This is a genomic window from Burkholderia vietnamiensis LMG 10929 (assembly GCF_000959445.1).
Classification (GTDB): domain Bacteria; phylum Pseudomonadota; class Gammaproteobacteria; order Burkholderiales; family Burkholderiaceae; genus Burkholderia; species Burkholderia vietnamiensis.
The window spans coordinates 3,086,738-3,099,539 of sequence record NZ_CP009631.1 but is presented as its reverse complement, the minus strand read 5'-3'; the positions used below and the strand labels follow the sequence as shown (position 1 = coordinate 3,099,539).

The following is a 12,802-nucleotide window of genomic DNA, read 5'->3' as shown; positions in this document are numbered from 1 at the left end:
GAGGCGTGTCGCGGCTTGTACGTTCTTGCGGCGGCGCGGGGCGCTGGCGCGGGCGCCGGTGGGCGGCGCAAGACGCGTGCCGAGTAGGATGGGGGTTTGGTTGTGCTTGGTTCGGTTGCGGTGGAGGCGCAGTCGGCGGTAGTGGTGGACGCCGAAGCGAACCTGAACTGGAACTGGAAGCGAAACCGGAATCCGAGGCGAAACCGGCGCCGTAGGCGAACGAGGCGTATGCCTCAGCGCGCCTGCCAGCGCCCCGGCGGGACGCCGAACATCCGCTTGAAGTGCCGTGTGAAGTGGCTTTGATCGACGAAGCCGGTGGCCGCGGCGACGTCGGCGACCGATGCGCCCGCGCGCAACGGCGCAAGCGCGCGCTGCAGCCGCAACTGGTTGCGCCATGCGTGCGGCGGCATCCCGATCGTGCGCGTGAACAAGCGCGCCGCGTGAAACGGCGACAGGCCGACGGCCTGCGCGACGTCGTCGAGCGTGACGCTGCACGTGAGATCGGCGGCGAGCCGTTCGCGCATGGCGTCGACGCGCGGCTCGTCGGCCGCGAGCGCGTGCGGTTGCAGCCGCACGTCGGCATGACGCGCGATCAGCGTCGACAGCGCATCGAGCAGCGCCGTTTCGGCGGCGAGCGGATCGTAGACCGGGAGCGCGCCGGCGTGCGCGGAATGCAGGGCATCCGCCGAATCCACGCGTTCACCCGCCACGCACTCGCTCCCGGCCTCCATCATTCGGTGCGCGCGCGCGAGTCGTGCCGCGAGATCGGTGTCGCGGATCACGCCGTTCGGGAACCACGGCGCGTCCTGCGGCCGGCCGACGATCGTGCTGGCCAGCGTGCGCAGGTAAGCAACCGGCACGTAGCTGACGCGATAGCACCACCCTTCGTCGGTCGCGCGCGAGCCCGTGTGGACTTCGCCGGGATTGATCACCGGCACCGTGCCGGTTTCGGCGACATGGCCGCTGCCGCGGCACATGTAGCGCTCGGCGCCTTCCAGGATCACGGGAATCGTGTACGCGTCGTGCCAGTGCGGCGCGAACGTGTGGTTGCGATAGGTGGCCGTGAGCAGGTCCGCGTCCGGCAGCAGCGGCGTGCGCCAGTAGCGGGCGGAATCGGGAAGGCGGGCAGCGGGCATGGTGGGGCGCGAAGCGGTCGATCCGACAGTGTATCGTTCGTGCGCGCGGCCCGCGTGCGCCTACTTGACCGGAATCGTCGTGCCGGCCGGCATCGGCACCGCGGTGACGGCGTTCTTCGGGCTGCCGCTGACGACGCGATCGCTGTAGGTCAGGTAGACGAGCGTGTTGCGCTTCGTATCGACGACGCGCACGACGTGCAGCGTCTTGAAGATGAACGACATGCGCTCGCTGAACACGTCGGTCTGCTGCTTGAGCGGTTCCTTGAAGCTGAGCGGCCCGACTTGCCGGCACGCGATCGACGCTTCGGTCGGATCTTCGGCGACGCCCAGCGTGCCCTTGATCCCGCCGGTGCGCGCGCGCGACACGTAGCAGGTGACGCCGGTCACGAGCGGATCGTCGTACGCTTCGACGACCACGCGATCGGAGCCCGTCACGCGAAAGTGGGTGTTGACGCTGCCGACTTCCTCCGCGTGCGCGAGCGGCGCGGCGGCAACGGCGGATAGCAGCAGGGCGGAACGAGCGGCGTAAAGGAGGCGATGCTTCATCGACGTGGCCGGATGCAAATGGGAGACAGAGACTCTAGCATGCGCCGCCGCGGCGAACGGGCGCCGGAAAGACAAAAGGCCCGTCGAATGACGGGCCTTTCATTGTCTGGCTCCCCGACCTGGGCTCGAACCAGGGACCTACGGATTAACAGTCCGGCGCTCTACCGACTGAGCTATCGGGGAATAAATCGGTACATCTGCATGTGTGTTCGGTGACCAACAAAAAACCCGTCCACTTTCAACGGGCCTTTGCTTTTTGGCTCCCCGACCTGGGCTCGAACCAGGGACCTACGGATTAACAGTCCGGCGCTCTACCGACTGAGCTATCGGGGAACAAACATCAACAGCAGAGAAACGAGATTTTATGGAGTGGCTTCTGACCTGTCAATACCTTTGGGCGGCGACATGCAAAATTTTTTGCGGCGCCGCTGCTGGATCAGCGCTCGAGCAGGTGCAGCTTGTCCTGCACGTCCTTCCACTCGTCCGCGTCGGCCGGTGCCGGTTTGGTCTTGGTGATCGACGGCCAGTTCTTCGCCAGTTCGGCGTTCAGCGCGGTGAACTGCTGCTGGTCGCCCGGAACGTCTTCTTCGGCATAGATCGCGTTGGTCGGGCATTCGGCGACGCACACTGCGCAGTCGATGCACTCGTCCGGATCGATGGCGAGAAAGTTGGGACCTTCACGGAAGCAATCCACCGGGCATACATCCACGCAATCCGTGTATTTGCACTTGATGCAGCCTTCGGTCACAACGTGAGTCATTAAAACGCTCCTGCTTGGCGGTATATATGGGGTGGCGTTTGCGCCAAAAGCGGCATTGTAACTGAAGCGCAAAACCCGCATCGCGTGCTCGACTTTCCGGCTTATATCGTTTCGTGATTAGTTTATGGGGCGATGGCGGACCTGCGCGGCGACGGCGCCGCCGCACGCGCGCGCCGGACGGCTTCACGATGGTCCGTCCCGCATTCGGGTAACATGGCCGGCAGACCGGGCGGCGCGCCGTGCGCCGGGGCCTTGTCACGATATTGGCGGTGCCGCAAACATGATCATTACTTCGCTGCTCGACACGGATCTCTACAAGTTCACGATGATGCAGGTCGTCCTGCATCACTTTCCTGCCGCAACGGTCGAGTACCGCTTCCGGTGTCGCACGCGCGGCGTCGATCTCGTGCCGTACATCGACGAGATCCGCGACGAGGTGCGCGGCCTCTGCGCGCTGCGCTTCACCGACGTCGAGCTCGACTACCTGCGGCGCATGCGCTTCATCAAGAGCGACTTCGTCGATTTCCTCGCGCTGTTCCACCTCAACGAAAAGTACATTTCGATCACGCCTTCGCCGAAGGGCAACGGCGAGATCGACATCGTGATCGAAGGGCCGTGGCTGCATACGATCCTGTTCGAGATCCCGGTGCTCGCGATCGTCAACGAAGTCTATTTCCGCAACACGCAGCGCGAGCCCGACTACCGCGAAGGCCGCGAGCGGCTGCGCGACAAGATCAAGCTGCTCGGCGCGAAGCCCGAGTTCGCCGACTGCAAGATCGCCGACTACGGCACGCGCCGCCGCTTCTCGAAGGTGTGGCACGAGGAAGTCGCGCTGACGCTGCGCGACGGGCTCGGCCCGCAATTCGCCGGCACGAGCAACGTGTTCTACGCGATGAAGCACGACCTCACGCCGCTCGGCACGATGGCGCACGAATACCTGCAGGCGTGTCAGGCGCTCGGGCCGCGGCTGCGCGATTCGCAGACCTACGGTTTCGAGATGTGGGCGAAGGAGTATCGCGGCGACCTCGGGATCGCGCTGTCGGACGTCTACGGGATGGACGCGTTCCTGAACGACTTCGACATGTACTTCTGCAAGCTGTTCGACGGCGCGCGCCACGATTCGGGCGATCCGTTCGACTGGGGCGAGCGCATGCTGCGCCACTACGAGGCGAACCGCTGCGACCCGCGCACCAAGGTGCTCGTGTTCTCGGACGCGCTCGACATCCCGAAGGTCATGCAGCTGTACGAACGGTTCCGCGGCCGCTGCAAGCTCGCGTTCGGCGTCGGCACCAACCTGACGAACGATCTCGGCTACGTGCCGCTGCAGATCGTGATCAAGATGGTCCGCTGCAACGGCCAGCCGGTCGCCAAGCTGTCCGATTCGCCGGGCAAGAGCATGTGCGACGACAAGGCGTATCTCGCGTACCTGCGTCAGGTATTCGGGATCGCGCAGCCGGTCGGCGACGACGCTTCGCAGTAGGCGTTCGCCGCACGGCGACGTGCGGCGCGGCGGGGGCGGCCGGTATAATCCGACGGTATCGCACGCCAACGTCACGAGGACCGTTCATGGACACTTCCGCTGCCCGTCGCCAGATCCTCGCACGCATCCGCGCGGCGCAAGGACGCGCGCCCGAACCCGATGCAGCGGAGCGCGACGGCGTCGCCGACTATCTCGCCCGTCATCCCGAAGGCCCGCGCCCGGCGCCGCCGGCCGACCTCGTCGCCGCGTTCGTCGCCGAAGCGGCGCGCCTGTCCACCACCGTCGACGAAGTCGCGACGCTCGCCGACGCACCGGCCGCCGCCGCACGCTATCTCGGCGCGCACGGGCTGCCGCTGCAGGCCGTCGCCTGGCGCACGCTCGCCGAACTCGACTGGGCCGGCGCCGGCCTGTCGGTCGAATGCCGCAAGCCGCGCGACGGCGATCTGGTCGGCCTGACCGGCTGCTTCTGCGCGACCGCCGAAACGGGCTCGCTGGTGCTGCTGTCCGGCCCCGACACCTATGCATCGGCCGGCCTGCTGCCGGAGACGCACATCGCGATCGTGCCGGCTTCGCGCATCGTCGCCGGTCACGAAGATGCGTTCGCGCTGATCCGTGCGGAGCGCGGCGAGTTGCCTCGCGCGGTCAACTTCATCTCGGGGCCGTCGCGCACCGGCGACATCGAGCAGACCATCGTGCTCGGCGCACACGGCCCGTACCGCGTGCACGCGATCATCGTGCGCGGCGCATGACGCGCCGGCCGCATCTCACCTCACTCGTAGAAGGACGTTCTGCATGAAACGACATGCCGCCTGGGCGGGCATGGCGTCGGGCGCCGCGCTTGGCGCGGTTCCGGCGCTCGCATCGGCCGCCACGCTCGACGGTGCCACGCTGTCCGCGCTGTGGGGCATCCCGTTCGCCGGGATTCTGCTGTCGATCGCGGTGTTCCCGCTGATCGCGCCCGTGTTCTGGCATCACCATTTCGGCAAGATCGCCGCCGCGTGGGCGGTTGCGTTCCTGGCGCCGTTCGCCGTTGTGTTCGGCGCCGGCACCGCGTTCGGTACGCTCGTGCACGCGCTGCTCGAGGAGTACATCCCGTTCATCGTGCTGCTGACCGCGCTGTACACGGTGGCCGGCGGCATCTGCGTGAACGGCAACCTGCACGGCACGCCGAAGCTGAACACCGCGATCCTCGCGCTCGGCACGCTGCTCGCGAGCGTGATGGGCACGACCGGCGCGGCGATGCTGCTGATCCGCCCGCTGCTGCGCGCGAACGACAACCGCAAGCACGTCGTGCACGTCGTGATCTTCTTCATCTTCCTGGTCGCGAATGCGGGCGGCTCGCTGTCGCCGCTCGGCGATCCGCCGCTGTTCCTCGGCTTTCTGAACGGCGTGAGCTTCTTCTGGACGACCACCCATCTGGCGCTGCCGATGCTGTTCATCTGCGCGCTGCTGCTGACGCTGTTCTTCGTGCTCGACACGTACTTCTACCGGAAGGGCTGCGAAGAGCGGCCGGCCGCGCTCGATCCGACGCCCGACGACGTCGCGCTGTCGATCGACGGCAAGATCAACTTCGTGCTGCTCGCGGCGGTGATCGGCCTCGTGCTGATGAGCGGCATCTGGAAGCCCGACGTCGCGTTCGACGTGTGGGGCACGCACGTCGCGCTGCAGAACCTCGTGCGCGACGTCGCGCTGATCGTCGTGGCGCTCGCGTCGCTCGCGCTGACGCCGCGCTCGGCACGCGAGGGCAATGCGTTCAACTGGGCGCCGATCGAGGAAGTCGCGAAGCTGTTCGCGGGGATCTTCGTAACGATCGCGCCGGTGATCGTGATCCTGCGCGCCGGCGCCGACGGCGCGTTCGCGCAGATCGTCCATCTCGTCACGGGCGCCGACGGCAAGCCGATCGACGTGATGTACTTCTGGGCAACGGGCTTGCTGTCGTCGTTCCTCGACAACGCGCCGACCTACCTCGTGTTCTTCAACCTCGCCGGCGGCGACGCGCAGGCGCTGATGACGACCGGCGCGACGACGCTCGCCGCGATTTCGGCGGGCGCGGTGTTCATGGGCGCGAACAGCTACATCGGCAATGCGCCGAACTTCATGGTGAAGGCGATCGCGGAGTCGCGCGGCGTGAGGATGCCGAGCTTCTTCGCGTATCTCGGCTGGGCGTTCGCGGTACTGGTGCCCGTGTTCCTGCTGACGTCGTGGATCTTCTTCACGGCGTAGGCGGGCAAATTTCAACCCAGCGTGCACGGCACGGCGGCGCGCGACGCGCCGCGTGCCGGCCGCGGCATGCGGAGATGGCGATGCAGAAGATCCTGGTCGCACGCCCGATTTTTCCGGACGTGATCGAACGGCTCGAACAGTATTTTGAAGTCGACTGGAACAACGGCGACGCGCTCGCGCCCGATGCGCTCGCCGCCCGGCTCGCCGACAAGGACGGCGCGCTGACGGCCGGCGACCCGATCGGCGCGGCCGCGCTCGCGGCGGCGCCGCGGCTGCGCGTCGTGTCGAACATGGCGGTCGGCTACAACAACTTCGACATGGCCGCGTTCAACGCGGCGAACGTGCTCGGCACCAACACGCCGGACGTGCTGAACGAGTCCACCGCCGATTTCGGCTGGGCGCTGATGATGGCCGCCGCGCGCCGGATCGCCGAATCCGAACACTGGCTGCGCGCCGGGCTCTGGCGCAAATGGGCGTACGACGGCTTTCTCGGCAGCGACATCTACGGGTCGACGCTCGGCGTGATCGGGATGGGGCGCATCGGCCAGGCGCTCGCGCGCCGCGCGCGCGGCTTCGGGATGCAGGTGATCTATCACAACCGCTCGCGCGTCGCGCCGGAAATCGAGGCGGAGCTCGCCGCGCAGTACGTATCGAAGGACGAGCTGCTGGCGCGCGCCGATCACGTCGTGCTGGTGCTGCCGTACACGAAGGAGAACCACCACACGATCGGCGCGGCCGAGCTGGCGAAGATGAAGCGCACCGCGACGCTCACCAACATCGCGCGCGGCGGCATCGTCGACGACGCGGCGCTGGCCGTCGCGCTGCGCGACGGCACCATCGCCGCGGCCGGCCTCGACGTGTTCGAAGGCGAGCCGAGCGTGCACCCGGCGTTGCTGGAAGTGCCGAACGTCGTGCTGACGCCGCACATCGCGAGCGCCACCGAAAAGACGCGCCGCGCGATGGCGAACCTCGCCGCCGACAACCTGATCGCCGCGCTCGGCGAAGGGCCGCGCGCCGGCCAGCCGCCGAATCCGATCAACCCTGACGTGATCGGGAAGCCGCGCGCATGACCACGACGTTGTTGTTGGCGGCGATCGTCGTGCTGGCCGTCGCGCTGTCGGTGGCGGTGTTCGCGATGCTGCGCGGCGGCGGCCGCGACGATGCGGTCGTGCTCGGCGATCAGATCGAGGACGCCGCGCATGCGCAGGCGCTCGCAATCGAGCGGCTCGAACGCGAGCTGCGCGGCGAGATCGTCGACAACGCGCGCGGCTCGCGCACCGAGCTGGCCGGCAGTTTCTCGCAGCTGCAGCAGACGCTCGCGACGCAGCTCACGAGCATCGCGACCGTGCAGAACAACCAGATCGACGGCTTCGCGCAACAGCTCGCTAAGCTCGTCGCCGGCAACGCGCAGCAGTTCGACGCGATGCGCGAAAGCGTGCAGCGCCAGGCGCAGCAGGCGCGCGAGGAGCAGACGGTCGCGCTGCGGCTGTTCGGCGACACGCTGAACCGGCAGCTCACGCAACTGACCGAGGCCAACGACCGCCGGATCGGCGAAGTGCGCGCGACGCTCGAGCAGCGGCTGAAGGAAATCGAGACGAACAACGCGGCGAAGCTCGAGGAGATGCGCCGCACCGTCGACGAGAAGTTGCATGCGACGCTCGAACAGCGGCTCGGCGAATCGTTCAAGCTCGTCTCGGACCGTCTCGAGCAGGTGCACCGCGGGCTCGGCGAAATGCAGACGCTGGCGGCCGGCGTCGGCGACCTGAAGAAGGTGCTGACCAACGTGAAGACGCGCGGCACGTGGGGCGAGGTGCAGCTCGAGGCGTTGCTCGAGCAGATGCTCACGCCCGACCAGTACGCGAAGAACGTCGCGACCGTGCCGAAGAGCAGCGAACGCGTCGAATTCGCGATCCGGCTGCCCGGCCGCGACGCCGGCACGCGCGATGCGGCGCCGGTATGGCTGCCGATCGACGCGAAATTCCCGCGCGAGGACTACGAGCGGCTGATCGACGCGCAGGAGCGCGCCGATGCGGCGGCCGTCGAAGAAGCGGGGCGTGCGCTCGAAGCGCGGGTGCGGATGGAAGCGCGCACGATTGCCGAGAAATACGTCGCACCGCCGCACACCACCGATTTCGCGCTGCTGTTCCTGCCGACCGAGGGGCTCTATGCGGAGATCCTGCGCCGGCCGGGGCTGACCGACCTGCTGCAGCGCGACTACCGCGTGACGGTGGCCGGGCCGACGACGTTGACGGCGCTGCTCAACAGCCTGCAGATGGGGTTCCGCACGCTCGCGATCGAGCAGCGTTCGAGCGAGGTGTGGCAGGTGCTCGGCGCGGTGAAGAGCGAGTTCGGCAAGTTCGGCGATGTGCTCGCGCGCACGAAGGCGCAGCTCGAAACGGTCACGCGCTCGATCGAGGCGGCCGAGCAGCGCACGCGCGTGATGGGCCGCAAGCTGAAGCAGGTCGAGGCGTTGCCCGATGAGACGGCCGCTGGCCTGCTCGGCGCGCAGGCCGCCGACGGCGCCGATGCCGACGATGCGTAGAGCGAAGCCCCACGCGCGCGGCTGAAGCGGGTTGAAGCGGGCTGAAACGAACGACGGGCGCCGTGGCGCCCGTCTTCTTTTTGCGGCAGCGATGGCGCGCGTGGCTGCGTGGCGGCTATCGCTGCGCGTTCAGCGTGCGGCGAGCGCGTGAAGCGCGTCGCCGGTCATGCGCACGATGCGCCAGTCGGGCAGCACGGTCGCGCCCATCTTCTCGTAGAAGTCGATCGCGGGGCGGTTCCAGTCGAGTACCGACCATTCGAAGCGCGCGCAGCGGCGCTCGACGGCGAGCGCGGCGAGGTGCCGCAACAGCGCGGTGCCGAGCCCCGTGCCGCGTTGCGCCGGCTGCACGTACAGATCCTCGAGATACAGGCCGCGACGGCCGACGAACGTCGAATAGTTGTGGAAGAACAGCGCATACGCGACGATCGCGCCGTCCAGTTCGGCGACCAGCGCCTCGGCGGCCGGCCGTTCGCCGAACAGCGCGTCGGCCAGATCGGCCTCGGTCGCGACGAACAGGTGCGTGAGCTTCTCGAACTCGGCGAGCTCGCGCATCAGCGCGACGATCGCGCCGACATCGCGCGCTTCTGCCGGGCGGATCGCCGCTGCGCCGCTCACGCTTCCTCCGGCGGGTCGGACAGCACGATCTCGATGCCGCCGAAACGCGACGCGACCCAGTTGTACGCGTGGCATGCGATCCACAGCAGCACGAAGCCGAGGATCGCGTTCAGCAGCAGCGCGCTGAGGATCGTGCTGAGCTCGACCATCCCGTAGCGGATGTATGCGACCAGGATGCCGAGCAGCACGATCGGCACGCTGAACGTCAGGTAGACGAGGATCAGCGCCTTCGCGGTCTGCCCCGCGGCGATCGACGAGATTTGTTTCTTCATGTGTGGATTGCCCCCGTAGAGATATACCGATTGGAATTCAGATCAGGCCGTCGAGCGGCAGGATGTCGACCGGGGCGCCCGCGTCGACCGCCGCGCAGTCGTGGCCCAGGACGATGAAACAGTTCGCGGCCGCGAGGCCGCTCAGCGATGCGGAGCTTTGCGAGCCGGCCGGTGCGACGTGCCAGCGGCCGTCGGCCGCACGCGTCGCGATGGCGCGCAGGTATTCGGTGCGGCCCGGCCGCTTGTTCAGCCGCTGCGTGCTGAATGCGGCGTACATCGCCGGCGGCGGTGTCTGCGCGCCGGCCAGCGCGAGCAGCGCCGGGCGCACGATCGCGTAGAACGTCACGGCGGACGCGACCGGGTTGCCGGGCAGCCCGAAGAACAGCGTATGGCCGGCATCGCCGGCGGCGCGTGCGAGCGTGCCGCACGCGAGCGGCCGGCCGGGCCGCAGTGCGAGGCTCGCGAACGTCACGTCGCCGAGCCGCGTCATCACGTCCCGCGTGAAGTCCGCTTCGCCGACCGATACGCCGCCCGACGTGATCACCGCGTCGGCGCCTGCGGCGACCGCATCGCGCAGCGCGCGTTCGAGCGCCGCCGGATCGTCGCGAACGATGCCGAGATCGAGCGCGTCGAGGTGCAGCCGTTCGAGCATCGCGACCAGCATGGCGCGGTTGCTGTCGTACAGCGTGCCGTCCGCGCGCGGCTGGCCCGGTTCGCGCAGCTCGTCGCCGGTCGAGAACACGGCGACCCGCACGCGGCGGCGCACCGTGACCTCGCGCAGCCCGAACGACGCGAGCAGGCCGAGATCGGACGGACGCAGGATGCGGCCGGCGGCCAGCGCGCATGCGCCGCGCGCGAGATCCTCGCCGGCCTTGCGGCAATTCGCGCCGCGCGCGACGTCGTGCGCGGCGAAGCGGACGACGTCGCCCGCCACGCGCACGCGTTCCTGCGGAATGACGGTGTCGCAGCCGGCCGGCATCGGCGCGCCGGTCATGATGCGGATGCAGGCGCCGGGTGCGACGACGCCGTCGAACGGATGGCCGGCGAGCGCCGTGCCGGCGACCGTCAGCGCGATCTCGGCCGATGCGGCCGATGCGGCGGCCATGCTCGCGCCGCCGTCGAACGCATAGCCGTCCATCGCGGAATTGTCGTAAGCGGGAATGTCGAACGGCGCGTTCACGTCGGCCGCGAGCACGCGGTCGAGCGCATCGTGTAGCGACACGATGTCGCACGCGTCGACCGGCACCGCGAAGCGGCACGCGAGCGCCTGCGCATCGGCGAGCGACAGCGGAGCAGCGGAAGCGGGTGCGGGTGGGGAGGCGGACGAGGGTTGCGTGATCATCGGTCGGACTGCGCCGCAAGGCGTATCGGGTTCGTGGCCGGTGGCGCGAAAGGAGCGCCTGAGCGCGGACGCGCATGCGGCGGGCGGAAAACGCGGCCGATGCCGTCAGCGGCGGGCCAGCGCGGCGAGTTCCTGCCAGGAGTTGGCATTGTAAAACGCACGCTCGTCGCGAAACTCGACTTCGACCGTCTTGTGGCGTGCGTACCACGCACGCACCTTGCGCTCGCCGGCTGCGAGCGCGGCGGCGAGGTCGTCGGCGAGCGACGTGCGCAGCAGCGCGAAGGTCGGCTGCGGCGAGCGCGCGTGCTGGGCGTCGACGGTCACGGCCATCGCGATGTCGGCCCGATGCGCGTCGAAGGCTGCGTGCAGTCGCGCGACGAGGTCGGTCGGCAGGTAGGGCGTATCGCATGGCGCACAGACGACGAGCGGCGCGCGCGCCGCGCGCATGCCGGCGAGCAGCCCGGCGAGCGGGCCCGCGAAGTCCGGGGTTTCGTCCGGCACGACGCGCGCTCCGAACGGCGCGCCGAGTTCGGCATAGCGAGCGGCGTTGCGATTCGCGCTGATCACCATCTCGTCGACCTGGCCGGCGAGCCGGCGCAGCACGTGCAAGGCGAGCGGCGTGCCGTCGAGCAGCTGGAGGCCCTTGTCGGCCCCGTCCATGCGCGTCGCGCGTCCGCCGGCGAGCAGCAGGCCGGTGATCGAAGGCGTGACGGAAGCGGGCATCGTGACGGGGGAGGCGGGGCGCGGCGCGTCAGCCGCCGATGTACGACATTTCGACGCGCTTGCCCGCGCTGTCGGGCGCGGCGCTGCCGGCGGCGCTGCCGCGCAGCTGCGAATAGCGGTCGGTGCGGGCCTGCCAGATGCGGGCGATCGCAGTCGCGATCTCCGCGTCGCTCGCGCCGCCGCGCACCAGCGCGCGCAGGTCGTGGCCGCTCGATGCGAACAGGCACAGGTACAGCTTGCCTTCGGTCGACAGCCGCGCGCGCGTGCAGTCGCCGCAGAAGGCCTGCGTGACGCTGGAGATCACGCCGATCTCGCCGCGGCCGTCCGCATAGCCCCAGCGCTGCGCCGTCTCGGCGGCCGTGTGAGGCTCGAGCGGCACGAGCGGAAAGTGCTCGGCGATGCGCGCGACCACCTCCGCCGACGGCAGCACTTCGGTCATGTTCCAGCCGTTCGACGTGCCGACGTCCATGTATTCGATGAAGCGCAGGATCACGCCGGTGCCGCGAAAACGCTCGGCCATCGGCACGATCTCCGTGTCGTTGGTGCCGCGCTTCACGACCATGTTGACCTTGACCGGCGCGAGGCCCACGGCCTGGGCGGCGAAGATGCCGTCGAGCACGTCGGCGCTGGCGAAGTCGGCGTCGTTCATGCGCTTGAACAGCGCGTCGTCGAGCGCGTCGAGGCTGACCGTCACGCGCGTGAGGCCGGCATCCTTCAGCGCGCGCGCCTTGCGCGCGAGCAGCGAGCCGTTGGTGGTCAGCGTGACGTCGAGCGGGCGGCCGTCGTGCGTGGTGAGGCGCGCGAGGCGTTCGATCAGGAATTCGAGGTTCTTGCGCAGCAGCGGCTCGCCGCCGGTGATCCGGATCTTCTCGACGCCGTGTGCGACGAACAGCCGCGCCACGCGCTCGATCTCTTCGTGCGTGAGCAGCGCGCTGTGCGGCAGGAACGGGTAGTCCTTGTCGAACACGTCGCGCGGCATGCAGTAGACGCACCGGAAGTTGCAGCGGTCCGTCACCGAGATGCGCAGGTCGCGCAGCGGCCTGGCGAACCTGTCGGTCAGCGCGCCGTCGGGCATGTGCGCGACGCCGGAGATATCGGGCATCGCGCTGACGTCGGCGAGGGGAATGATGCGTCGGGACATATCTAAAGAAGTGCGAGCCGGG

13 protein-coding genes and 2 tRNA genes are annotated in these 12,802 nt (G+C 68.7%); 5 read left to right on the top strand and 10 right to left on the bottom strand.

All coding sequences use genetic code 11. The features are described 5' to 3' along the window. Positions 1-233: 233 nt before the first annotated feature. The 5 genes from AK36_RS23905 to fdxA form a co-directional block, all read right to left on the bottom strand. Entirely contained in the window at positions 234-1,136 is a 903-nt protein-coding gene (locus AK36_RS23905) for an AraC family transcriptional regulator (protein WP_045579331.1), read from the bottom strand. Positions 1,137-1,196: 60 nt separating this feature from the next. Beyond that, on the bottom strand, positions 1,197-1,682 hold the full coding sequence (locus AK36_RS23900; RefSeq protein ID WP_011883909.1) for a CreA family protein: 486 nt from the start codon (positions 1,680-1,682) through the stop codon (positions 1,197-1,199). 107 nt (positions 1,683-1,789) lie between these two features. Then, positions 1,790-1,865, bottom strand: a tRNA-Asn gene (locus AK36_RS23895). A gap of 74 nt (positions 1,866-1,939) precedes the next feature. Next, positions 1,940-2,015: transfer RNA gene (locus tag AK36_RS23890), tRNA-Asn, on the bottom strand. Positions 2,016-2,118: 103 nt separating this feature from the next. After that, positions 2,119-2,442 carry a ferredoxin FdxA gene (gene fdxA / locus AK36_RS23885; RefSeq protein ID WP_009688972.1) on the bottom strand — a complete coding sequence of 108 codons (324 nt, stop codon included), beginning with the start codon at positions 2,440-2,442 and terminating at the stop codon, positions 2,119-2,121. Between the two features lie 280 nt (positions 2,443-2,722). On the opposite strand from fdxA, the gene pncB reads away from it, so the two are divergent. The 5 genes from pncB (at position 2,723) to AK36_RS23860 (ending at position 8,687) form a co-directional block, all read left to right on the top strand. Then, positions 2,723-3,922 (top strand): nicotinate phosphoribosyltransferase, encoded by a 1,200-nt coding sequence (gene pncB / locus AK36_RS23880; RefSeq protein WP_034194229.1) that lies wholly within the window; start codon positions 2,723-2,725, stop codon positions 3,920-3,922. A gap of 86 nt (positions 3,923-4,008) precedes the next feature. Beyond that, positions 4,009-4,671, top strand: a complete 663-nt coding sequence (locus AK36_RS23875; RefSeq protein ID WP_014722705.1) for a LutC/YkgG family protein — start codon at positions 4,009-4,011, stop codon at positions 4,669-4,671. A gap of 43 nt (positions 4,672-4,714) precedes the next feature. Beyond that, positions 4,715-6,145: a sodium:proton antiporter gene (locus tag AK36_RS23870; RefSeq protein WP_045579330.1), complete on the top strand. Its 1,431-nt coding sequence runs from the start codon at positions 4,715-4,717 to the stop codon at positions 6,143-6,145. Positions 6,146-6,225: 80 nt separating this feature from the next. Continuing rightward, a complete protein-coding gene (locus AK36_RS23865; RefSeq protein WP_045579500.1) occupies positions 6,226-7,215 on the top strand; it encodes a 2-hydroxyacid dehydrogenase in 990 nt (329 codons plus the stop codon). Beyond that, positions 7,212-8,687 carry a DNA recombination protein RmuC gene (locus AK36_RS23860; protein WP_011883921.1) on the top strand — a complete coding sequence of 492 codons (1,476 nt, stop codon included), beginning with the start codon at positions 7,212-7,214 and terminating at the stop codon, positions 8,685-8,687. Before AK36_RS23865 ends, AK36_RS23860 begins: the two co-directional genes overlap by 4 nt. Before the next feature lie 129 nt (positions 8,688-8,816). On the opposite strand, the gene AK36_RS23855 is transcribed toward AK36_RS23860, so the two are convergent. From AK36_RS23855 to moaA, 5 genes are all read right to left on the bottom strand, one after another. Then, the gene (locus AK36_RS23855) at positions 8,817-9,302 is read right to left on the bottom strand and encodes a GNAT family N-acetyltransferase (protein ID WP_045579329.1); all 486 of its coding nucleotides are present in this window, start codon (positions 9,300-9,302) and stop codon (positions 8,817-8,819) included. Continuing rightward, a complete protein-coding gene (locus tag AK36_RS23850) occupies positions 9,299-9,574 on the bottom strand; it encodes a hypothetical protein (protein WP_006476519.1) in 276 nt (91 codons plus the stop codon). Before AK36_RS23850 ends, AK36_RS23855 begins: the two co-directional genes overlap by 4 nt. A 37-nt stretch (positions 9,575-9,611) precedes the next feature. Further along, on the bottom strand, positions 9,612-10,916 hold the full coding sequence (gene moeA / locus AK36_RS23845; RefSeq protein WP_045579328.1) for a molybdopterin molybdotransferase MoeA: 1,305 nt from the start codon (positions 10,914-10,916) through the stop codon (positions 9,612-9,614). Positions 10,917-11,021: 105 nt separating this feature from the next. Beyond that, on the bottom strand, positions 11,022-11,639 hold the full coding sequence (mobA, locus tag AK36_RS23840) for a molybdenum cofactor guanylyltransferase MobA (RefSeq protein WP_045579327.1): 618 nt from the start codon (positions 11,637-11,639) through the stop codon (positions 11,022-11,024). A gap of 28 nt (positions 11,640-11,667) precedes the next feature. Beyond that, positions 11,668-12,780 carry a GTP 3',8-cyclase MoaA gene (gene moaA / locus AK36_RS23835; protein ID WP_045579326.1) on the bottom strand — a complete coding sequence of 371 codons (1,113 nt, stop codon included), beginning with the start codon at positions 12,778-12,780 and terminating at the stop codon, positions 11,668-11,670. Positions 12,781-12,802 lie beyond the last annotated feature (22 nt).